Source organism: Bacteroides sp. 4_1_36, from assembly GCF_003466325.1.
GTDB lineage: Bacteria > Bacteroidota > Bacteroidia > Bacteroidales > Bacteroidaceae > Bacteroides > Bacteroides uniformis.
This window is the reverse complement of the sequence record NZ_QSOX01000016.1, coordinates 82,032-106,141: the sequence shown is the minus strand read 5'-3', so window position 1 is coordinate 106,141 and position 24,110 is coordinate 82,032. Positions and strand designations below refer to the sequence as shown.

General features: G+C 42.4%; 17 protein-coding genes. 15 read left to right on the top strand and 2 right to left on the bottom strand.

Annotation, left to right across the window (positions count from 1 at the left end):
* Nucleotides 1-339 precede the first annotated feature (339 nt).
* From DXD65_RS14830 to DXD65_RS14825, 3 genes are read left to right on the top strand one after another with little or no spacing between them, the layout of a single operon-like run.
* Nucleotides 340-1,254: an IS1595 family transposase gene (locus tag DXD65_RS14830; RefSeq protein WP_117887764.1), complete on the top strand. Its 915-nt coding sequence runs from the start codon at nt 340-342 to the stop codon at nt 1,252-1,254.
* Nucleotides 1,247-1,375 (top strand): hypothetical protein, encoded by a 129-nt coding sequence (locus DXD65_RS21490; protein WP_255420223.1) that lies wholly within the window; start codon nt 1,247-1,249, stop codon nt 1,373-1,375. The genes DXD65_RS14830 and DXD65_RS21490 overlap by 8 nt, the downstream gene beginning before the upstream one ends.
* Nucleotides 1,376-1,392: 17 nt before the next feature.
* Nucleotides 1,393-1,752 carry a hypothetical protein gene (locus DXD65_RS14825; protein ID WP_055288341.1) on the top strand — a complete coding sequence of 120 codons (360 nt, stop codon included), beginning with the start codon at nt 1,393-1,395 and terminating at the stop codon, nt 1,750-1,752.
* Here the strand turns inward: DXD65_RS14825 and DXD65_RS21485 are convergent.
* Nucleotides 1,736-1,870 (bottom strand): hypothetical protein, encoded by a 135-nt coding sequence (locus tag DXD65_RS21485; protein ID WP_255420222.1) that lies wholly within the window; start codon nt 1,868-1,870, stop codon nt 1,736-1,738. The two genes, DXD65_RS14825 and DXD65_RS21485, sit on opposite strands and share 17 nt — an antisense overlap.
* Before the next feature lie 341 nt (nt 1,871-2,211).
* Between DXD65_RS21485 and DXD65_RS14820 the strand changes: the two genes are divergently transcribed.
* From DXD65_RS14820 to DXD65_RS14775, 10 genes are all read left to right on the top strand, one after another.
* A complete protein-coding gene (locus tag DXD65_RS14820) occupies nt 2,212-2,916 on the top strand; it encodes a hypothetical protein (RefSeq protein WP_016274102.1) in 705 nt (234 codons plus the stop codon).
* A 248-nt stretch (nt 2,917-3,164) separates the two neighbouring features.
* Nucleotides 3,165-3,746, top strand: coding sequence for an RNA polymerase sigma factor (locus DXD65_RS14815; protein WP_005829818.1), 582 nt, complete (start codon nt 3,165-3,167; stop codon nt 3,744-3,746).
* Nucleotides 3,747-3,799: 53 nt separating this feature from the next.
* Entirely contained in the window at nt 3,800-4,804 is a 1,005-nt protein-coding gene (locus tag DXD65_RS14810; protein WP_117879211.1) for a FecR family protein, read from the top strand.
* Between the two features lie 218 nt (nt 4,805-5,022).
* Nucleotides 5,023-7,185: an FAD-dependent oxidoreductase gene (locus DXD65_RS14805; RefSeq protein ID WP_117703927.1), complete on the top strand. Its 2,163-nt coding sequence runs from the start codon at nt 5,023-5,025 to the stop codon at nt 7,183-7,185.
* 47 nt (nt 7,186-7,232) lie between these two features.
* Entirely contained in the window at nt 7,233-9,296 is a 2,064-nt protein-coding gene (locus DXD65_RS14800; protein ID WP_117887763.1) for an alpha-galactosidase, read from the top strand.
* Between the two features lie 13 nt (nt 9,297-9,309).
* A complete protein-coding gene (locus DXD65_RS14795) occupies nt 9,310-11,304 on the top strand; it encodes a glycoside hydrolase family 97 protein (protein WP_117879004.1) in 1,995 nt (664 codons plus the stop codon).
* A 39-nt stretch (nt 11,305-11,343) separates the two neighbouring features.
* Nucleotides 11,344-13,140, top strand: coding sequence for a glycoside hydrolase family 2 protein (locus DXD65_RS14790; RefSeq protein WP_117879003.1), 1,797 nt, complete (start codon nt 11,344-11,346; stop codon nt 13,138-13,140).
* A complete protein-coding gene (locus DXD65_RS14785) occupies nt 13,137-15,857 on the top strand; it encodes a sugar-binding domain-containing protein (RefSeq protein WP_117887762.1) in 2,721 nt (906 codons plus the stop codon). The genes DXD65_RS14790 and DXD65_RS14785 overlap by 4 nt, the downstream gene beginning before the upstream one ends.
* An 11-nt stretch (nt 15,858-15,868) precedes the next feature.
* On the top strand, nt 15,869-16,639 hold the full coding sequence (locus DXD65_RS14780; RefSeq protein WP_005829796.1) for a hypothetical protein: 771 nt from the start codon (nt 15,869-15,871) through the stop codon (nt 16,637-16,639).
* Nucleotides 16,640-16,745: 106 nt separating this feature from the next.
* Nucleotides 16,746-18,956, top strand: a complete 2,211-nt coding sequence (locus DXD65_RS14775) for a glycoside hydrolase family 3 N-terminal domain-containing protein (RefSeq protein WP_005829794.1) — start codon at nt 16,746-16,748, stop codon at nt 18,954-18,956.
* A gap of 69 nt (nt 18,957-19,025) precedes the next feature.
* Here the strand turns inward: DXD65_RS14775 and DXD65_RS14770 are convergent, their stop codons facing one another.
* Complete coding sequence (locus tag DXD65_RS14770) at nt 19,026-19,574, bottom strand: RNA polymerase sigma-70 factor (protein ID WP_005829791.1); 549 nt, start codon at nt 19,572-19,574, stop codon at nt 19,026-19,028.
* A 153-nt stretch (nt 19,575-19,727) separates the two neighbouring features.
* Between DXD65_RS14770 and DXD65_RS14765 the strand changes: the two genes are divergently transcribed.
* Together DXD65_RS14765 and DXD65_RS14760 are read left to right on the top strand one after the other, a co-directional pair.
* Complete coding sequence (locus tag DXD65_RS14765; protein WP_008664214.1) at nt 19,728-20,747, top strand: FecR family protein; 1,020 nt, start codon at nt 19,728-19,730, stop codon at nt 20,745-20,747.
* 110 nt (nt 20,748-20,857) lie between these two features.
* Nucleotides 20,858-24,097, top strand: coding sequence for a TonB-dependent receptor (locus tag DXD65_RS14760; RefSeq protein ID WP_098032173.1), 3,240 nt, complete (start codon nt 20,858-20,860; stop codon nt 24,095-24,097).
* The last annotated feature ends 13 nt before the right edge of the window (nt 24,098-24,110 follow it).

Genomic DNA, 24,110 nt, shown 5'->3' with positions numbered 1-24,110 from the left:
CATAATAGTAACACATTTATTAGTTTGTAAATGTGTCTACCTATATCAGGATAAGACAGTATTGACAATAAGCCCCTAAACCCATCCATCAGTTTACCACTTCTTATACTGCAAATGACTATTTCTGCCATCCTCCTTCATCGTGGAATATAGAATTAAATAATGGCACTTATATACAAAGTGACACTTGATTCTTCTTCATAACTTTTGGTTATGCTCGCTCTTTTACATATTGATTGGTCTTATGAAGCGAAATGCAGATGTTAATAAGTATTGCTTCATTCTCTTGGATAGTTACGAACTTATTGATTGTATTGTACTTTATTTAATAGTATGACTATGAAAAAGACAGATAAACAATTAATATTCTCTAAGTTATTTCCTGACGAGGAGAGTTGCATTAGATACTATGAGGACAAAAGATGGGGTGGAAATCCGGTTTCTCCGTTTGACCCTTCATCTAAAGTCTACAAGTGTCGCAATGGGAAGTATAAATGCAAGAATACTGGTAGATACTTTGACGTGAAAACGGGAACTAAATTTGCTAACACAAAGTTACCACTACGATATTGGTTCTATGCAATGTTCTTGTTTCTATCGCACAAACGTGGCGTTTCTTCTTGTCAGTTGGCGAGAGATTTGGGTATTACTCAGAAATCAGCATGGAAAATGCTTCAAAAGATTAGGGATACAATGGGAGTTGAAAATGAACATAAATTGAAAGGAAAAGTTGAGATTGACGAAACCTTTGTCGGAGGCAAGAACAAAAATCGGCATAAGGATAAGAAAGTTGAGAAATGTCAAGGTCGTTCTTTCAAGGATAAAGTTCCGGTATTCGGAATGCTGGAAAGAAACGGTCATTTAGTAGCAAAGGTAGTGCCCGATACCAAAGTAAGGACACTGCTCCCTCTGATAAAAGGCTATGTTAAATTTGGAAGCGTCATATATACTGACGGCTGGGACTATGGAGGAATAACCAATGATTACATTCAAAGGTCAGTAGACCATGAGAAACATTACTATGGCTCTACCTACACAACAGATAAGGGAGAAGTCATACAAGTAAGTACAAATGGTATTGAAAATGCTTGGTCGCACTTTAAAAGAATGATATTTGGAACTTATTACTCGGTTAGTAAAAAGCACCTCCAGCGATATATTGACGAATATGTTTTCAGATTTAATACCCGAAACATTAGTGATATTGAGAGATTTAATTACTTTTGTCTAACATTTATAAACTATCATGGCTAAAAAGAAAAAAGAAAAGGAAACAATTAAGGAGGCAGAAGTCACAGCCTCAGAGAAGGAGTTTAATAAACTTCTTATGGGAATGAGTATTCCTAAAACAAATATTAAAAAAAAGAAAGTATAGTTTTTAAATAATGCTTTATGAATTTTATCATAGATTGTCAAATTTACCCTTTTCATATAATGGTACATTTTGGAAATAAAAAAGGCTTAATTATGAATTTGAAAAAATACGGTATAAATCTTTCACAAAAAGATATAAAAGGTAAATATAAAAGTCTATTTCTAAATGATAATCAGACTGTACTATACATGGATATTATACCTAAAACTATAGATGAATTATCTATTTTGCAACATGAAATTTTTCATTGTGTAATGTTTATATTGGATAAAATTGGAATAAAATTGTCATATAAAACAGATGAAATTTATGCCTATCTTATCCAATATATAACTAAACAAATTTACCTTAAAATATCTCCTACTTCTTTTTCTTAATCGTAGAAGGTGTTTTAATGGTTTCTACTATAGCAGTTTTTTTACGCCTTTTGGCTTCTTCTATTGGGATAAATTGCCCAGTTTCTGCATCTCTGCCAATTTTTCGTGTTTTAGCCATAACAATATATTTAAGTTTACTTTGCAAATATACTTTTTAAGTTTGTATATTCAAAGTGAAATAGTATATTTGTAACGCATTAAGTAGTTAATGCTTCTTATGAAATTATAGCTCAATCGCCTTCTGAATCACCACCTCGGAATATAACGAGCTATGAACCAATACATATTGGGTGAGTTGTACCTATTTAGGCGCAGACTTCCCCATAATGTATTGTGGTTTGTGGTGAACCAAGAAGGCGTATGGCAATGGTCTGCGCTTTTCATACTCTTACGTTAGGTTATTGCTGAATGAAAAAGATTTTTTTTTAATTTTAGTATTAACCAATAAAACAAAATGGTATGAAAACAACTTTAATGTCGTTAACTATTATCTCATTATTTTTCTCCTTTATTTGTTGCAACAAGCAAGAAACGATAGAAGACAAGATTAAGAAAGAATTTAAAATCTATGTAAATGAAAATTTTGGCGACCCAAACGATTTGAAAGAGGTTGTATCTATTGACTTAAAAGATACAGTGAGTTACCGACCTATATATGAAATAGTTTCAATGACTAAAGGACTTTATGAAAAAGGAAAGGAACAAGATGATAGCATATTTTACTATATAGAAGGAAAAGGATTTGCTAAAGTAGTAAATAAAATGACAAGAGCTGAGAAAGAAAAAATTGGCACTTACATGAAGGCATTGATAGATTTTTACGAGGATAAACAATTAGAATATATCTCTGTTGGAAAAGAATTAGATAAAATATTAGAATATAATGACAGTACAATGTATATTCATTATGAGATAAAAGCAAGAGTAACAAAAGGAGATATTAAGAGTTTAGATATATATCATGCTTACATAGATAATAATGGCAAAATTGATATTAAAGACCATATTAAGAAAATGAGCGAACTGCCAAAAAAATGGAGTGATATAGATAATGATTTAACTCGATTCAATGCTATTATGAAGGAAAAATTAGATTATCAACTACCATTTTTTAAGTTGTTTAATACATATCCTTCGATAAAAGAAAACTATGAAAAAAAATGAGTAAATTAGAAATAATCGCTATCTTAGCGGTCTAATTATAAACATAAGTTATACCCACCCGGCTTAGGGTCGGGTGGTATATAACTGCCTAAATAATAATCACACAAAGTATATTTTCAGCAAAAAACTTTTAAATAAATAATAAAAACACCACCTTTGTAGTTCATTCTTTCAGAGTCTATGTGGAATAGTACTTTACTATACAAAGACACTACCATTCAGAATGCGTAAATGTAAGATGAATCAATATGCAGAAAGAAAATGATACTTTATTGGTAGCCAAGTTGAGAGAAGGCAATAAATTTGCCTTTGAAGCATTGTACGAAAAATACAGTGCCAGGCTGTACAACACCATCGTCCTTCTCGTATATGACAAATCATTAGCCAAAGACATCACCCAAAGCAGCTTCATGACGATATGGGAAAAACGCAGTAATCTGGATACCGAGAAAAGTTTTCCGGCATATCTATGCACCATCGCACGCAACATGGTATACAAAGAAACCGAACGAAGATTATTACACAACAAATTTGTAGAAAACAAGCTGAAAACAGAAGCAGAGGCTATCGAGGAAGATACGATGGATATGGACGTCTCCATCATTGAAAAACAGATAGAGCAACTTCTGCAAAGCCTGCCAGAAGTTTCACGGGAAGTCTTTCAGCTGAAAAGAGCAGGAAAACTGTCCAACAAGGAAATCGCCTCACAGCTAGATTTGACGGAACGTGCCGTAGAGGCTCATTTCTACCGTACTATGAAACTACTGAAAGAAGAATTACGCAAATTCATCATGCTTTTCCTCTCCTTCTACTTTCTAAATAATTGTTAAAGCACGAAAATCCGTGAGTGTTTTGGCAGGCATACAGATATATACTACAGAACATGGATAAAAAAGACAGTCATATTGAACTTTTGGATCGTTTCTTTCGAGGACTGACCAGCCCTGAAGAAGATGTACAGTTGAAATCATGGATTAAGCGACCGGATTTTCAACAGAAATTTTCCGCATACTATCAGCAATGCTGGGCACTGGCTCCGGACACGATGGACAAAGCCGTACAAAATGAAATGTTCACCGAACTTTTAAGCCAGATAGACGCAAGTTCCACCACGGAAACGAAGGTCCTGAAAACAAGGAACCGTTTCCTGCGTCAGATTGGGCGCTATGCTGCAGTTGCCTGCATCATATTGGCAGTGGGAAGCGGAGCCTATTATGCAGGAGTCAAACGACCGGCCGATGACGCCAATACAGAAGTCACCATGTCCGTATCCAACGGGCAGAAGGCCGACATCATTTTGGCTGACGGCACAAAGGTCTACATCAATTCTGATTCAAGAATTGTATATGACAACACTTACAACAAGAAAACACGTATGGTCTCCCTGGAAGGAGAGGCCTATTTTGAAGTTGCAAAGGACAAGGAAAAGCCTTTCATCGTGAAAGCAAATGGCATCAATGTACAAGCGTTAGGTACAAGCTTCAATATACGTGCACATAAAGACGATAAATCAGTAGCTGTAAGCCTGATAAGTGGAAAGGTTAAAGTAGACGACGGCAGACACGAGGCATATATGAAGCCAAACGAAAGGCTCGTTTGCAACCTGACCAATGGACAGTTCGAAAAAAGCGAGCTTCATCCTAATGCAAGTTATTTGCTATGGAGAAGCAATGAACTAGCGTTCTACGGTGAATCTTTTGAAGAAATTTGTACCATGCTTACACGAATGTATAATTGCAAATTTATATTCAAAAACGAGAAAGCCAAACAATATACTTATCATGGCATCATTAAAAACGGCAGTTTAAACAATGTATTGGAATACATCAGCCAAGCTGGCGGCATTAATTACAAGATAGAATCTGACAATACGATTATAATATATTAGTAGTGTAAAATAGCCCTTTATATTAACTAAAACAAAAAGTATATGGAATAGATTTTATAGGATTTTTACCTCAGACACAATGACCTACTTCTGGCAGCGACAATAAAATTTAAACATTCGAGAAATATAGTTTTAATATACTCTAATAGCTTAATTAGGGTTAGCCTTTGTCGTACCTTCCTTAAAGTAAAAAAGTAATTAACCTGATATGATAAGACATGAGACAAAATAAAATAATTACGCGATTTTCAATATTACTGGGAGTGCTGTTCTTCTGGGGAAATAGCTTTGCCCAAATCAGTTTATCTATAAACCAGCAGACTATCAAGCAGATTATACCTCAAATTGAAAAGACTAGCGGCTACAATGTATTCTATACCGACAAACTGCCCAATCTTGATACCCGAAAAGATTTGCTGGTATCCAATGCCCCACTTGAAGCCACCCTAAAGGAATTGTTCAAAGGGACCAAAATTACTTTCGAAATAAAACCCAACAAGCAGGTTCTACTATTTCAACAAGCCAACAAGCCCTCAGGCAATAGGAAACAAGTACCCAGCAAGTTATTGGTGGAAGCAGAAAGCTTTGACAGAAAGGGGGGATGGGTAGTAGACCAGCAATTCATGGACCTCATGGGTTCACCTTATCTGATGGCTCATGGAATGGGAGTCCCGGTTGAGGATGCCTCCACTACCATTTCTTTTCCTGAAGACGGTACATATTATGTATTTGTACGCACCTACAACTGGACTTCTCCCTGGTATGATGGTAAAGGACCGGGAAAATTCACTTTAGCCGTCGACAATAAAAAGTTGCCAGTGGTTTTAGGGGACGAGGGCAAACAATGGATGTGGCAACCTGCCGGAACAGTCTCTGTAAAAGCAGGAAGCTCTAGTCTGACATTAAAAGATTTGACCGGTTTTAATGGCCGTTGCGATGCCATTTATTTTACTACGGAAAAAGGGCAGCTCCCTCCCGCTCAGGCCACACAACTGACAGATTTCCGTAAAAAGATGCTGGATATTCCAGCCGAACCGGAGCAATACTCCTATGATGTGATTGTAACTGGTGGCGGTATAGCCGGTATGTGTGCAGCCGCAACCGCTTCCAGATTGGGATGCAAAGTGGCATTAATCAACGACCGCCCAGTACTTGGCGGCAATAATAGCTCTGAAGTCAGGGTTCACTTAGGGGGCAATATCGGAGTAGGCCCCAATTCCGGACTGGGACGTATGATAAGAGAATTCGGACATTCTAAAGAAGGAAATGCCAAACCTGCCGCAAACTATGAAGATGAAAAGAAGGAGCTTTTTATCGCCAATGAAAAGAATATCACCCTTTATGCCAACTACCGGGCCATATCTGTAAAGCCCGATGGCAACAGAATAGAATCTGTCATCATCAAGCATATAGAGAATGGAAAAGAAGTGGAACTGAAAGCACCATTGTTCTCCGACTGTACCGGAGACGGCACCATCGGGTATCTGGCCGGTGCAGACTACAACATGGGACGCGAATCCCGTGCCGAATACGGAGAAGAGCTGGCACCGATTCAACCGGACAAAATGACAATGGGTTCATCCGTACAATGGTACTCTGCAGACAAAGGTAAACCTACCCGTTTCCCTATTTTCTCGTACGGTCTGCAATTCAATGAAAAAAATTGCGAAAAAGTGACGATGGGTGAATGGAAATGGGAAACCGGCATGAACTTCAATCAAATCGACGACTTCGAACGTATACGTGATTATGGCTTAATGGTCATCTATTCTAATTGGAGTTTTCTGAAAAATGAATTAAAGGACAACAAGAAATATAAGAACCGCGCATTGGACTGGGTAGCCTATATTGCCGGAAAACGCGAGTCACGCCGATTGTTGGGCGATTATATTCTAAAGCAAGATGATATAGATAAAAATGTCTATCACGAAGATGCCTCCTTCGTCACAACCTGGAGCATCGACCTGCATTTCCCGGATTCGCTCAATGCATCACACTTTCCTGATGCGCCTTTCAAAGCAGCAACCAAACACATCCATATATATCCTTATGCAGTGCCCTATCGCTGCCTATATTCCAGAAATATCGAGAATCTTTTTATGGCGGGCCGCAATATCAGTGTTACCCATGTGGCACTGGGCACTGTCCGCGTAATGCGTACCACCGGAATGATGGGCGAAGTTGTCGGGATGGCAGCTTCCTTATGTAAAAAGTACAACACCACTCCGAGAGGAGTATATCAGAAACACCTACCGGAATTGAAAGCACTGATGAAAGAGGGAGTAGGAAAAAAAGAAGGGATTCCCGATAATCAGAAGTTCAATGAACAAAAATTATTAAAAAAGCCTCGTATATTTGTCATTGAAAAAAACAAGAAGTAAGAAACACGTTGATACTACAATTTAAGTATTAATAAAACACGCATATCATGAAAAATATTCTAACATTATTATTTGTCCTTTTCGGAGGATATTCGTTACACGCACAAGATACCTGCTACGGCCTTCTGAGAAATGACACTTTAACCATCGGAAACAATTTGGTCGAACGTACCTTTTTGTGGAACGGGGGAAATATCATAACTTACCGCCTGACCGACAAGAGTAATGGAAAATCATGGAAGAACCACAGCCTTACTCCAGATTTCAGAGTAACGAAAAATTTGCCGCAACCATCAAACGGTTCACTCAAAGTAGTTCCCGTAAAAGAGACTAAAATATTTCCCGCTTATCTGAAAGTAGAAGTTTCTTTCAGCCTGGAGAAGCTAGATATAAAACGGGTATATCGTATTTATGATGATTGTCCAGCCATAGCCTGCGACACCTATTTAAGAGGAACAGTAAACAGTATTTTCGGAGGCAGAGAAGTTAGTGCAGCCGACCGGAAGAATATTGAATTCGCCGAAGACATGAAATCTAAAGAAGTAACCGCTGTACTAGACCAGTTCCATTTCCAAGGACAACATTGGCACGCTCGCAGCGTGGAATTTTCCGATGTGACCGACTGGCACAACAACCTGGTTTTCGAGAAAGAGATTATTTCCTACCGCAAACTGGGATATCGCGGCAATCTGCTGTTTGCCTTTAATGGCGAGGACAACTGTGGCATCTTCTTTTTAAAAGAGGCTCCCTGCTCTTCGGTACAATTAGCCTATCAAGGAAAGGATTTTCTGACTGATTTCGGAAAGTTTACAGTAACCGGTCTGGGCATTACCGAGAAAGACGTGACTCCCGACCGTTGGACCAAAACATACGGATGTGTATTGGGAATATACGGAGAAGATGAACTGAGCCGCCTACAAGCGCTTCGTTCATATCAGAAGAATATACGTACTTACCGGGCCGACCGCGACGAGATGATTATGATGAACACCTGGGGAGACCGTAGCCAGGACTCAAAAGTAAACGAATCCTTCTGTTTGAAAGAACTGGAACGCGCCGCCCGTCTGGGAATCACCCATTTCCAGATTGATGATGGCTGGCAAATAGGTAAAAGTCCTAATTCAGTTGTAGCCCGCGGTTCATTCAAGAACATTTGGGACAATAAAGACTACTGGAAACCCGATCCGCAAAAGTATCCACGTGGTTTGCATCCCATCGTAAAGCGTGGCAAGGAATTAGGTATTGAAATCGGTCTTTGGTTCAATCCCAGCATACAAAATGATTTTGCCGATTGGCAGAAAGATGCGCAAGCACTCATCAGCCTCTATCGCGAATACGGCATCAAAATATTCAAGATAGACGGGCTCACCATTCCCAGTAAAGAAGCCGAAACAAACCTGCACCGCTTATTCAACAAAGTGCTGGAAGAGACGGACGAGGAAGTGATTTTCAACCTTGATGCGACAGCCAGCCGCCGCGGAGGCTACCACATGTTCAATGAATATGGAAATATCTTTCTGGAAAACCGTTATACCGACTGGCAGAACTACTATCCTTACTGGACTTTGCGTAACCTCTGGATGCTTTCCAAATATGTTCCGGCAGAAAAGCTGCAAATAGAGTTCCTGAACAAATGGAGAAATACGGATAAATATAAAGGAGAAGTCTTCGCTCCGAAAAACTATTCATTTGAATATCTGTTTGCTACGACTTTAGCAGGACAGCCGCTTGCCTGGATGGAAGGTACCAATCTACCCGAGGAAGCATTTACATTACGAGAACATACAGAAGCCTACAAGAAATTTCAGCATGACATGCATTCCGGCACTATCCTACCCATAGGAGATGAACCATCGGGACGCTCTTGGACCGGCTTCCAGTCTCTAAAGAAAGATAGAGGATACTTGATTGTGTACCGTGAAAATCATCCAGAAGGGACTACAGAAGTCGATACCTGGCTGCCAGAAGGTGTCACAGTAAGATGTATCCCACTGATGGGACACGGCAAAGCTATGACAGCAGTAACCGGAAAGAAAGGAAGGCTGGAAATCTCTCTGCCATCAATCAATGACTATGTTGTCTACAAGTATGAAATTAAAAACAAACGCTAAAATAAATAACGACATGAGAACACTTTTCTTACTCACAACATTGCTTTTCATCATCCCGAACATGTTCGGACAAAAAGAATATCGCCTAAACTCACCGGACGGCAAGTTAGAGGTTACCTTATATATAGGTGACCGGATTACTTACGAGCTGACGGAAGAAGGGCATACATTGGTAGCCCCCTCTCCCTTATCAGTACATCTGGATAATGGGACAGTCTGGGGTAACGGCTCCCATCTTAAGAGAGTCAGTCATCGCCAGGCAAATGAGGTGATTCCCTCTCCTTTCTACAAACGCAGTGAAGTAAAGGATGTCTATAATGAAATGACGTTAAGTTTCCGGGAACATTTCAACCTCATTTTCAGAATGTACAATGAAGGAATGGCATACCGGTTCGCAGCGACCGGAAACAGACCGTTCAAAGTTACAAACGAAGAAGCCGCCTTCAACTTCAACAAGGACTACAAATCGATTGTTCCTTATGTAAAAGATGGCGATAAACAACCGATAGAAGCCCAGTTCTCCAACTCTTTTGAAAACACCTATACACATATAGAGCTATCCGGACTGAACCCCCAAAGACTGATGTTTACCCCCGTAGTAATAGAGCAGGAAAACGGCCGTAAACTTTGTATTGCCGAATCCGACGTGGAGAGCTATCCGGGCATGTTCCTCATCAACAGAAACGGGGGAACAGCACTCACTTCCGCTTTTGCCGCCGTCCCCAAAACAAAAAAACAAGGCGGGCATAACCAACTGCAAATATTAGTCACAGAGCGTGAAAACTACATTGCTTCCTGCCAGCCGAAAGCCAAACTACCCTGGCGCATCATTGTTGTGGCAAGAAATGACAAGGAGCTGGCAGATAACGATATGGTTTATAAGCTGGCTGCTCCATCACGCATGAAAGACATCTCATGGATACGTCCGGGCAAAGTGGCCTGGGAATGGTGGAACCATTGGGGAATCAAAGGCGTGGATTTCGAAGCTGGAATAAACAATGAAACATACATGCACTATATCGACTTCGCCTCCCGGCATGGCATCGAGTATGTGATTCTGGATGAAGGCTGGGCTGTCAACCTCAAGGCTGACCTTTTCCAAATTGTACCGGAAATTGATTTAAAAAAGCTCACGGCCTATGCCAGGCAAAAGAATGTAGGACTCATCCTTTGGGCAGGTTACCATGCCTTTGCCCGCGACATGGAACATGTATGCAAGCACTATTCCGAAATGGGCATCAAAGGATTCAAGATTGACTTTATGGATAGGGATGACCAGGAAATGGTAGACTTCCACTACCGGGCTGCCGAAACTGCCGCTAAATATAAGTTGATGGTAGACTTTCACGGCACGTACAAACCTACCGGGCTGAACCGCACTTATCCCAATGTCATCAACTATGAAGCCGTTCACGGGCTGGAACAGATGAAGTGGAGTGACATCCATACCGACCAGGTAACCTACGATGTCACCATGCCATTTATCCGTATGCTGGCCGGACCGGTAGACTATACACAAGGCGCCATGCACAATGCCAACAAACGGTGTTACCACTCCTCAATGGATACCCCAATGAGCCAGGGAACCCGTTGCCGCCAATTAGCTGAATATGTAGTATTTGAATCACCATTGAACATGTTGTGCGACAGTCCCACCAATTACGACCGTGAAGAAGAATGCACGGAATTCATCGCTACCATCCCTACCGTTTGGGAACAAACAATAGCCATGAACGGAGAAATTGGAAAATACATTACAATGGCGCGCAGGAAAGGAGATGTCTGGTATGTCGGCTCCCTAACCAATTGGGATGCACGTACTCTGACACTGGACCTTTCTTTCCTCGGTGCAGGCAGATGGAAAGCGGAAATGTTTCATGACGGAGTGAATGCCAACCGCCTGGCTTCCGACTACCAAAAGACCGTCACAGACATTCCTGCATCCCGTAAACTGACCGTCAAAATGGCACAAGGAGGCGGATGCGCATTGAAAATATACAAAGAATAATTCATAGGCTTTTTAAACGTTAACTGATACATACGATTTATGAAAATTAAAAGATTAATGATTACTTGTTTGCTCGCAGTGTCTGTACTGGGAGGCAAGTCACAAGCACAAGACTTATTGTCCAATGTTTACGGACGCGATTACCAGCTACTGAATGGGAAGTGGGGAGCCATTGTAGACCTTTATGACCAAGGAGAAAGGATGCAGGTGTACAAAAACAGAAAACCTCAAGACAACAAGCAATTTTATGAATACTCTTTCGACGGAGGTTTGGTCCTGAATGTACCTGCCGATTTCAATTCACAAATGCCCGAGTTGAAATTTTATGAAGGAACAGTATGGTACGGACGCTCTTTCGATACCCCAAAGACTGACGGCAAACGTTTGTTTCTCTATTTCGGTGCGGTAAGTTACCGTAGCAAAATATATCTGAACGGGGAGAAAATAGCCAGTCATGAAGGCGGATTCACTCCCTTCCAGGTGGAAATCACAGATAAGGTAAAGCAAAAGGACAACTTCCTGGTGGTGAAAGTCAACAATACCCGCACCACGGATGCCATCCCTGCCATGTCCTTTGACTGGTGGAATTACGGCGGCATCACACGCGATGTAATGTTGGTAAGCGTTCCACAAAGCTACATCAAAGACCATTTCATCCAGTTGGACAAGGTACAATCCAACCTGATTCGTGCCAAAGTAACCTTATCCGAAGCAAAGCCTGGCATCAACGTACAAGTCGCCATCCCCGAATTGGGCATCAGACAGAACATGACTACCGATGCCAACGGAATTGCCCAGGCCACTATCAAAACCAAAAAACTGCAACGTTGGTCACCGGATGCTCCAAAGCTGTATGATGTAACCATCACTTCGGAAAGTGACCGGCTCAACGAGCAAATTGGTTTCCGTAACCTTTATGTAAAAGGCGAAGATATCTATCTGAACGACCAGCCCATCTTCCTGCGCAGTATCAGCTTCCACGAGGAAATTCCGCAACGCCGCGGGCGTGCCTTCTCTGAAGCGGACGCAACAATGCTGTTGGCCGAAGCCAAAGAGCTGGGTGCCAACATGATTCGTCTGGCACATTATCCACAAAATGAATATACTGTCCGCCTAGCAGAAAGAATGGGATTTCTTTTATGGGAAGAGATACCTATCTGGCAAGGGATTGACTTCAAAAATACCGCTACCCGTGAGAAAGCAGGCAGAATGATTAAAGAGATGGTGATGCGCGACAAAAACCGTTGTTCCGTTGCCTTTTGGGGGATTGCCAATGAAACAGCCACTTCCGCCCCGCGCAATGAATTTCTGAAACACATGAAACAATGTTGCCTGGACATCGACTCAACCCGTCTGATTACGGCCGCCTTCGATTTGGTACGCTTCAACCGCGAAAGCCGGAACTTTGAGATGAATGACTCCATTATCAACATCCTGGACATGGTAGCCATCAACAAATATATGGGATGGTATCATGACTGGCCACTGGCTCCGGACCAGGCTGTCTGGAATGTAGCTCCCGGCAAACCTCTTTTCATTTCCGAGTTCGGAGGCGAAGCGCTCTATGGCAAACATGGCGACGCGGAAGTCAAGAGTTCTTGGAGTGAGGATTATCAGGCACAACTCTACAAGGACAATCTGGAAATGTTCAAGCATATCCCCAACCTGCGCGGAACATCGCCGTGGATTCTTTTTGATTTCCGTTCTCCCTTCCGTTTCCATCCACACCAGGGAGGGGAATGGAACCGTAAAGGACTGGTTTCCGACCAGGGACAACGCAAAAAAGCATGGTACATCATGCGTGATTACTATAACCAAAAGAAAACAGAACAATGAAGCACAAAATAAAACACTACATGGCTGCCCTCCTCCTGACCTCTATGGTCTGGAGCGGGCATGCCCAAGAAAAGAATGAAATGGACTTGTCTGGTGAATGGGCATTCCAGACAGATGTCATGGACTTCCGGAGAGGTTCACTGGACGTACGTTACTGCCATCGCCTGCAGGAAAGCATCGTTCTGCCGGGAATTACAGATGACTATAAAATAGGCTACAAATCTCCTTACCGCCACCTGGATAGGCTGACCCGTGTCTACGAATATATGGGCCCCGCATGGTACCAGCGAGAAATAGAAATTCCTGTGGCATGGAAAGGCAAACGCATTTTCCTCTATTTTGAACGTACACACTGGCTCAGTTCGGTATATGTAGGCAAAGAAGAAGTGAGTAAAATAGACTACATCAGTATTCCCCACAACCACGAACTGACCCAATGGCTACATCCAGGCAAAAAAGAACTGATAACTTTCTGTATAGACAACCGCTACCAGTACGATACCCATAAATGGGACCATGCCCACTCCGAATTTACCCAAATAAACTGGAACGGAGTATTGGGCGAAATTAAGCTGGTAGCTGTAGACCCAGTCTATGTAGATGACATGCAGGTCTATCCGGACATCAAGAACAAAAGCATCAAAGTCAAAATGACTGTCCGCAACTGTACAGAACATACCGCCAGCGGCAAAATATCCTTCCACGTGACAGGAAAGGACTATAGACTACAAAAGGAAGTACCAGTAACAGTGACCGATTCCATTACTTATATCGAGGAAGAAATGTTTTTGGGTAAGGATATCCATTTGTGGAATGAGTTCCATCCCAATCTTTATACGTTGGACTGTAAGTTGACTTCCAGTGTAGAGGGCCAATCCTATGCGCATGAGAAAAGCACAACTTTCGGTATGCGCGAAGTAGAGGCTGGTGAGGACCATATCATCCTTAATGGCGAACCCATACACCTGCGCGGTACCGTTGAAAACGCAGTGTTCCCCAAGACCGGCTATGCTCCCGTGGACGATGCCTCTTGGGAACGTGTACTCCGTATCCTAAAAGAATATGGTATGAACCATATGCGCTTCCACTCCTGGTGTCCTCCTGCCGCTGCGTTCCGTATGGCAGACAAGCTGGGTGTCTATCTGGAGGTGGAAATGCCGATGTGGGGTAAAGATGCCCAACCCGATGAGAAGCGCTGGAATTTCTTCCGTCGCGAGCTGCGGGGTATCTTGAAAGAATATGGGAATCACCCTTCCTTCATTCTCTACTGTAACGGAAACGAAATTACCGGCGATTTCAGTTTCATAGAAGAGCTTACCGCCACGGCCCGCCAGTTGGATAACCGCCGTCTATACAGCGGTTCCACAGCCCGCACACGTGTCAAATCAGACCAGTTCTACATTACCCATCAGACTACCAAAGGACACATGGCCATCTACGAAGGACGTCCTTATACAAACTGGGACAAAAACAAGGAACTGGGAGTAGGCCTGCCCATCATCTCGCATGAATCCGGACAGCGGTGCATCTATCCCAATTTCGAGGAAATAAAGAACTTCACCGGCCCCGTACAAGCGCGTAATTTCGAGATATTCCGTGAACTGCTGGACAAAAACCACATGCTCGACCAAGCACATGACTTCTTCCGTGCTTCTGGAGCCTTGACCGCCATAGAGTACAAGGATGTCATAGAAGCCCAGTTGCGCACTTATCTGAAAGGCGGTTTCCAATTACTGTCTCTGAATGATTTTACCGGACAAGGATATGCACCGGTAGGCATTCTCGATCCTTTCTGGAATACCAAAGGGCTCATCACACCGGAAAAGTGGAGCGAGTTCTGTGCACCGACTGTTGCATTGCTCCGTTTCGACAAACGCGCACTTTACAATGATGAGGTATTTGAAGGAAAAGCGGAAATATACAATTATGGACCTACCCTATTGAAAAACGCAAAAATCAATTGGAGTATCACCGACAGCAACGGTAAAACCCTTAAGAGCGGAAAACTGAAAACACAAACTGTCGGAAAGAACGGGGTATTTCCACTTGGCAGTTTCAGTTATGCATTGAACAATATCACTGAACCACAGAAGCTGACGGTCCATCTTTCTGTTGCACACGTAAAAAACAGCTGGGATATCTGGGTATATCCCCGTCATAGCAACTTAATGCAGTCCACTAGTGAAGTGCTCTACACCACAGTATTCGATGAAAAAGCAAAACAACACCTTGCCGATGGCAAGAAAGTGGTACTCTGCCCCAAACCTTCCAAAGTAAAAGGTCGTAAATCCGTGTTCCACAATCACTTTTGGAATCCGATAATGTTCAAATGGCCTCCTATGACCATTGGCTGTCTGATTCATGACGACCAGCCTATATTCGAGCATTTCATAACTTCCTACCATACTGACTGGCAGTGGTGGGACATTCTGGAAAATGCCAAGGTTATTGAGATGAAAGATGCTCCGGCAGCACTGCGGCCTTTCATACAAGTAATAGACCATTACGACAATAATGAAAAGCTCGGTATTGGTTTCGAAGCAAAAGTGAAGAAAGGCAGTCTACTGGTACTGGCCGTAGATACCCAGAAAAACATCAACGAACGTCCTGCCACCCAGCAATTGCTGGAAAGCATTGACCGCTACGTAAAGAGTGACAAATTCGCTCCACAAATTACCGTTGACGAGTCCTACATTGAATCATTCTTAAAGAAATAAATAAAGGAAATATGATGAAATTATTCTTGCTTTGGGCTCTTTTGTTGCTGCCGGTCGGACCGGCAGCAGCACAAGAGATAAAAATGTCACAAACAGCTCCATTGGAACAAGTTTATGGAGAAACTGTAGAAGATGATGCCTTACTGCCCATGAATGAGCTGGATATGGATTTTGGCTATGCCCTCTATGAGACAACCGTTGATGTGGAAGAGGAGAATCCCACACTAACTATTGAAAACGTACGGGATTATGCTGTGGTCTATGCAGACGGCAAACTGCAAGGATATTTAAAAGATAGCAGTAAAAGCTTGAAAACCAATCTACCGATAGGTATACACAAACTTAGTATCTATACTGAAAATATCGGACGTATTACCTATGGTCCTGAAATTCTGGACAATTCAAAAGGTATCTACGGCAGCATAACATTGGGAAAGACAGATTTAGAAGGCTGGAAGATGACCCCATTGGAAATTAAGGAATGCGATGTGGCCGGAATAACTTTCAAAGAAGGTACCTCCTCCATCCCTTGCTTCCGTAAAGGTGGTGTCACAGTAAGCAATCCGGCACAAGAGACCTTTCTTGACGTGTCTGGCTGGGGAATGGGAGAAGTCTGGATAAACGGGCAATACTTGGGTGCCTACTGGGAAGAAAATACAGAAAAGACCCTGGAGATACCTGCTGGTGCTCTGATAGCAGGTAATAATGAAATAGTGGTATTTGAACTAAAAAATAACGAACAAGCTTCCATGACACTAACCGATAAGCCTATTTTCAAATAAGCCCTTGCATGTACTTGTTTATATTCCTTAAAAAAACGACCTTTGTGTAGGAGCAGATTCCGAAAAACGTGTCTTATTTAATGAGAATAGCATAATTATATATATCATGAAGAAACTAACATTTATCAGTTGCCTCCTTTTAAGTGGTTGCCTGGCCGGAGCAATGGCTGCAAACAAAAAGCAACCCATCTACAAAGATGCCAAAGCTCCCATTGAGGAGCGTGTGAATGACCTGGTCAGCAGAATGACACTGGAAGAAAAGGTACAACAACTCAACCAGTACACTTTGGGGCGGAATAACAACGAGAACAATCGTGGTGAGGAAGTAAAAAAAATTCCTGCCACATTAGGCTCCCTCATTTATTTTGATGAAGATGCCAATCTGCGTAACGAGGCTCAGAGAAAAGCAATGGAAGAATCACGTCTGGGTATCCCCATCCTTTTCGGATACGACGTCATCCACGGGTTCCGTACCATTTATCCCATCTCTTTGGGACAAGCATGTTCTTGGAATCCCCAATTGGTAGAACAAGCATGTGCCGTTGCCGCCCAGGAAGCACGCATGTCCGGGGTAGACTGGACTTTTTCCCCTATGATTGACGTGGCAAGAGACGGACGCTGGGGACGCGTTGCAGAGGGCTATGGCGAAGACCCTTATACCAATGCTGTATTCGGTGTCGCATCTATCAAAGGATACCAAGGTGAAGACATGTCCGACAGCAAGCGAGTAGCCGCCTGCCTTAAACATTATATCGGATACGGCGCTTCTGAAGCAGGACGTGACTATGTTTATACGGAAATCTCCAATCAGACTCTGTGGGACACCTATATTCCTCCCTATGAAGCTGGCGTAAAAGCCGGTGCCGCTACTTTAATGAGTTCATTCAATGACATCAGCGGTACTCCCGGAAGCGCCAACCATTACACGATGACAGAAATTCTGAAGAACCGTTGGAAACACGACGGCTTTGTTGTTTCAGACTGGTCTGCAGTACCGCAACTTATTGACCAAGGCCATGCTGCCGACCGCAAAGAAGCTGCCCGTCTGGCTTTCAACGCCGGCCTGGAAATGGACATGATGGGGCATTGCTATGACAAGCATATGGCAAAGCTGGTGGAAGAAGGTAAAATAAGCATGCAATTGGTGGACGATGCAGTGAAACGCGTGCTCCGTATCAAATTCCGCCTTGGACTTTTTGACAATCCCTACACCCCGACATCTACAGAAAAAGAGCGCTTCCTCCTTCCACAAAGCCTGGCTATTGCAGAGAAACTGGCAGAGGAGACCATTGTTCTACTGAAGAATGAAAACAAGGTACTCCCTCTGGCAAACGGGAACAAGCCAACTATCGCCGTCATGGGGCCTCTGGTACAAAACAGTGCCGAGCTCCTGGGGTCATGGTATGGACATGGACATGCAGAAGATGTCCTCCCCATCAAAAAGGCGCTGGATGCAGAATTTGCAGGCAAGGCTGAACTGATTTATACCGAGGGTTGTGGTTTCGACGGTAACGACACTTCCAAATTCAGTGAGGCACTGGCTGTAGCCCGGAAAGCAGATGTCATTCTACTCTGCATGGGTGAAAAGAAAAAGTGGAGTGGCGAAAACGCATCGCGTTCCATCATAGAACTGCCTGCCATTCAAGAGGAATTCATTGCTGAAATGAAGAAAGCAGGCAAACCGATTGTTCTGGTACTGGCTAACGGACGTCCTTTGGGACTCTCTAAAGTGGAACCTCTCTGTGACGCCATCGTTGAAATGTGGCAACCGGGAGTACCTGGCGGTAAACCATTGGCAGGTGTCTTGTCCGGCCGGGTAAATCCTTCGGGCAAGCTTTCCATTACTTTTCCACGTTCCACCGGACAGATTCCAATCTATTACAATCAGCGCAAAACAGCCCGTCCACAAAGTGGCAAATATCAAGACATCTCCTCTTCCCCACTGTATGAATTCGGATACGGCTTGAGTTATACCACCTTTAATTATGGTAATATCAACTTGCCCAAAGAAACCATCAGACGCGGTGAAAAGTTGGTAATGGAAATCCCAGTCACCAATGTAGGCAAACGTGACGGTGCAGAAGTGGTGCATTGGTTTATCTCAGACCCATTTAGCACGATTACCCGTCCATGCAAAGAATTGAAGCACTTCGAAAAGCAACTAATTAAAGCAGGTGAAACACATATATTCCGCTTTGAAATAGACCCGATGCGTGATCTTGGTTTTGTAAATGCCAATGGTGAACATTTCCTTGAAAATGGAGAATATTATGTAATAGTGAAAGACCAGAAAGTAAAATTCACGGTTATAGATTAATCTTCTTTTTATATTGCAGGCCATCCTCCTTTCATCCTTCTAAAAGACAGATGGCCTGCAATTTCTATTTTAGAACAAATAAGTATACTGTTCTCCTAAAAATTTCTTGATATGCTTCAAGGCTTTGGTTATTTGGGCCTCCACCGTCTTGACAGAAATCCCCATTTCCCCGGCAATTTCTTGATTAGTCTTCCCTTCCTCCCTACTTTTGCGATAAACCTGCCCACATTTGTCCGGAAGGGAACAAACAGCTTCTTCAATCAATCGGTTCAGTTCTTCCATCTCCACCGAAGTATCAGCCGCAAGAGCATATCCATATTCTTCTCCTCCCTCGATGGGAACCGTATCCTTTTCATCGCGTAAAGCATTCAGGCAACGATTGCGTGCAGACTGGAAAAGATAAGCCTTGAATGAGATTTTAAGAGTCAAGTCGGCCCTACCCTCCCACAAATTCATAAAGATGGAAAGGGCCAGTTCTTCTATCTCCTGCTTGTCTCTCAGATAAAGGGACATGAAGCGGCAGAGTGAAACAAAATAAGTATCGAAAAGGTGCTTGAAAGCCTTCTCGTCATCTTGTTTGATTAACTGTAACAATAGGATATCATCTTCTGCAGGCATATCGAAGTTATATTAGATAAGGGCTTCTTGAGCGGCAAAGATACTAATATTATTTGTTCCTCGAAATTTATTAAAAAAATAATTGGAATTGGAATAAGGGTTAAACCCAAGTGATGTGTCATATAAGTGAAGGCCTATAAAAACATCATGATCATGAAAAAAAGTGTTCCTTGGAATTTAATCATTCCTAAGTTGAAACAGGAAATTTCCGCAGACGAAGAGCGGCAATTGGAGACTTGGTTACGCAGCAGTAACAACGAAGCGTTATTCAAGGAATTGCAACTGTTATGGGAAAAAATTCAGGCAAATGTAGAAAACTACACGCCCAATACCGAATATTATTGGAATGAACTTGTCAACCGTATGCACGCCAGCGAGCCTAAGCAGACTGAAAAACCTGCAAAGAAACGCTTCGAACTGAAACGGATATACCGCTACGCAGTAGCTGCATGTATAGCTGTTGCCATCGGTTGCTCATTCTACATAGGATTCCTTAACGGACAGCCTGAAGCCATGCCGCAGTTATACTCTAATTTGTCGGGTAAGTCTAAGGTTCTCCTTCCTGACGGAAGCGAAGTATGGATGCATACAGAGACCTCTTTGCAATACGGATCACAAATGAATAAGGATGAGCGTATCGTAAATGTAACTGGTGAAGCTTACTTCGATGTAGCACACGATGCTGACAAACCTTTTATTGTGCAGACAGAAGGTATGCGTATCGTAGTTCACGGAACCAAATTCAATGTCGATGCATTCCCCGGTTCGGAAAATACATTGGTGAGTTTGGTAGAAGGGTCCGTCTCTTTGGAAACCGAGACAGAGAACCGTTTCCTCAAACCGGGCGAAACAGCTACTTTTAATCGGAAAACCCTTACACTTAAGGTAGAAAAAGATGATGTACATTTTGCCTCTTCGTGGGCAAATACACAACTCGTATTCAGAAACCGTTCATTGGGAGACATTTGCAAACTGCTTTCTAAATGGTATCGGATAAAGATAGACGTGGATCCTACATTATCCAATAAATATTTCTATACGTTTACGTTGCGTAGCGAACCGCTGGACGAAATACTCCGCATCATGGCACGCATCCAACCTATGAAATATACCTTTAACGAAGAGAATGAGTTGACAATTTCGTTTGCAGACACAAAACAAAAAGTAAAATGAAACAGTAACAAAATTAAAAACTTATGCCAAACAAACAAATGAGAAATGCACATTATTTAATAATTAACGAAAAGTAAACACCTACATTAATCTTTAAATTTAAGACAATTATGGATATAAGAAAACAACTCATCATTCTTATACTGGTACTTCTATGTGCCCCGGTTTCTGCACAAAAGAAAGAGAAACTGATCACACTGAAGTTCACAAATATCCCATTATCAGAGGCTATGCCAAAAGTGGAAAAGCAAAGTGGATACACTTTCTTCTATGAATCGCAGCAAATAGACATCAAACAGAAAGTCAGCTTGAATGTTAAGAATGAAACTATTAATAAGACAATAGCAGCCTTATTGAAAGGGACCAATGTTAAATTTGAAATCGACGCAACACACATTATTTTATATACCGGAAAGAATAACAAGGCAATATCCGGACAACCACAGAACATCTCTGGTACAGTAATTGACGAAAGTGGTGAACCGATTATCGGAGCAAATGTCATGGTGGAAGGAACCAGTACTGGTGTCATTACAGATCTTGACGGAAAATACACAATCAACGCACCGGCAGGGAGTAATCTCAAAATCTCCTATATCGGTTATGTAACACAGACTGTAAAAGCTGGTAGAAACAGTACCGTAAAGTTAGTGGAAGACAGTAAAACACTGGCAGAAGTCGTGGTAATCGGCTATGGTACACAGCGTAAGTCCGACCTGACCGGAGGTCTGGTATCAGTAGACCAGAAGAAGCTGAACATGATAAATAGCAGTAACTTGATGGACCGTCTTGCAGGACAAATCCCGGGCTTAAGCGTAACTACTGGTGATGCGAAACCGGGTGCAGACCAAACCCTCCGTGTACGTGGTGAAAACTCATTAAGTGCTGACAATGCACCGCTCATCGTATTGGACGGTATTCCTTACAACGGTTCTTTGAGTGATATTGACCCAAACATCATCGAAAGCCTTAGTGTCTTGAAAGATGCTTCCGCAGCAGCTATCTACGGCTCACGCGGTTCCAATGGTGTCATCTTGATTCAATCAAAGAAAGGCAAGAAAGGTGCACCCCAAGTTACATACAAAGGGCAGTTCAGAATGTCGCAACCCCAACAGACCATTGATGTGATGACTCCAGACGAATACATCACATTTAAACAAGACATTGCACGCCTGAAAGATGGATGGAGCGGTGACCAATTGGCTCCTGAGAATATTCTGAGTGCCAGCGAACTTATAAATTACAAGAAAGGCGTTACAAACGACTGGCAGGACTATATTTTCCGCAATGCATTTACCATGGAACATCAAGTAGGCATTTCCGGAGGTACTGAAAGCACCACTTATATGGGGGCAGTTTCCTATCTGGATCAAGAAGGTGTAGTCTACAACTCCGCCATGAAACGTTACAATATCAATTTGAGTGTCACACAAGTATTAAATAAATGGCTGACTATCGGTATACAGACCCAATTTATTCAAAGAGATGGCGGTGGTATAACCCCGAATATTGAACATGCTGTAAAGCAAAGTCCTTATGGTATCTACAAAGATGAAAACGGCAAGTATTATGAAGAACCTATGGACCAATCTCTGATTATTAACCCGATGGCCAATGTCAATGCCGATCAAGATCAAACAAGACGTAACTTCTTCATCAACACCTATGCTGACATTCTGTTGCCGGTAAAAGGTCTTTCAGCCCGTACAACCTTTGGTTACAACTATCGTAGCGACTTTACCGGCACATACTATGGCCGTGACACCAAAGACGGTAGAACAGCCAGCGGAAAAGCCAGCATCAACAATGAACACTACTGGGATTACACTTGGGAAAATCTGCTCAAATATAATCGTGAATTTGGCAAGCACCGTTTCGACGCTACAGGTTTGTTCAGTGTACAACAAACTCAGAAAAAGACTTCCAAGTCAAGTGCCGAAAGTTTTGTAAACGATGATTCCAGTTATCATAACATCAATGCAGGTGAGAAAAATAAGACTGTAGGATCCGGTTTATCAGAAACCTCGATGTTGTCTTATATGCTTCGCTTGAACTATTCATATGCAGGGAAATACATGCTGACTTTGACCGGACGTTCCGACGGTTATTCTGCCTTCGGTGCAAACAACAAGTATGCATTCTTCCCGTCAGTGGCTGCTGCATGGAACATTGCTTCCGAAAGTTTTATGGAAAATGCACAAAACTGGCTGGACCAATTGAAGCTCCGCGTATCTTATGGTTCTAACGGTAACCAAGCCATCAACCCCTATCAGACATTGGACCGTCTGCACCTCACAAACTATATCTGGGGTGACGGTGGAGCAGGTGTCAACGGTGCTTATCTGGCCAACGACGGTGTCGGAAATCCGAATCTAAAGTGGGAAACAACCCAAACATTCAACGTCGGTATCGACTATTCATTCTTCAACGGCCGTATCAACGGTAACATTGAAATGTATGTCGCCAACACAAAAGACTTGCTGATGAAACGTACTGTTCCTATCATGAACGGCTATAAAACCATTTGGGATAATGTGGGTAAAACACGCAATAAAGGTGTTGAATTTACCTTGAACACCGTCAACATACGTAATAAGGACTTCGAATGGAGCACCGGAATCATCTTTTCACTGAACCGTGACAAGATTGTAGACCTACGTGGTGACAAAAAAGATGATATCACCAATAAATGGTTCATCGGCAAACCCTTGCGAGTTTACTACGACTATGACGTCGACGGCATCTGGCAGGAAGGTGACAAATTCACCTATACCGCAGCAGACGGTACAGAAAAAGAGATCCAAAAAGGTGCCAAACCAGGTTCTGCCAAAGTGAAAGATGCAGACGGAAACGGTTATATTGACTCCAATGACAAAGTTATCATCGGTTCAAAGAATCCAAGCTTCCTCATGTCTATGAGCAATACATTGACTTACAAGAACTTTTACTTGTCATTCCTACTGAATGGAACCTTCAAAGTTACACGTGAGCTGAACGAAGCCAATATCGGAAGTTGGAGTTACAACTTATACAACTATCTGCATAATGCCGATTACTGGACACCGGAACACACCAATTCCAAATATGCTTCTCCAGCATATAACAACTTCGACGGACACAGCTATTACAAAGACTTTACATACGTCCAAATAAAGAATATCACTTTAGGATACAATTTTGAAAAGAATTTTGTAAAGAAATTGGGACTGAGCGGTTTGGGAGTCAATATCAGTGTGGAGAATCCTTATACATTCTGTGACATACGCAGCGTATTGAACTATGACAACAGTTGGTTTGCCTCTTACCCGACTGCACGTTCCTACGTACTTGGACTGAACTTATCATTCTAAACTTACTTAAATA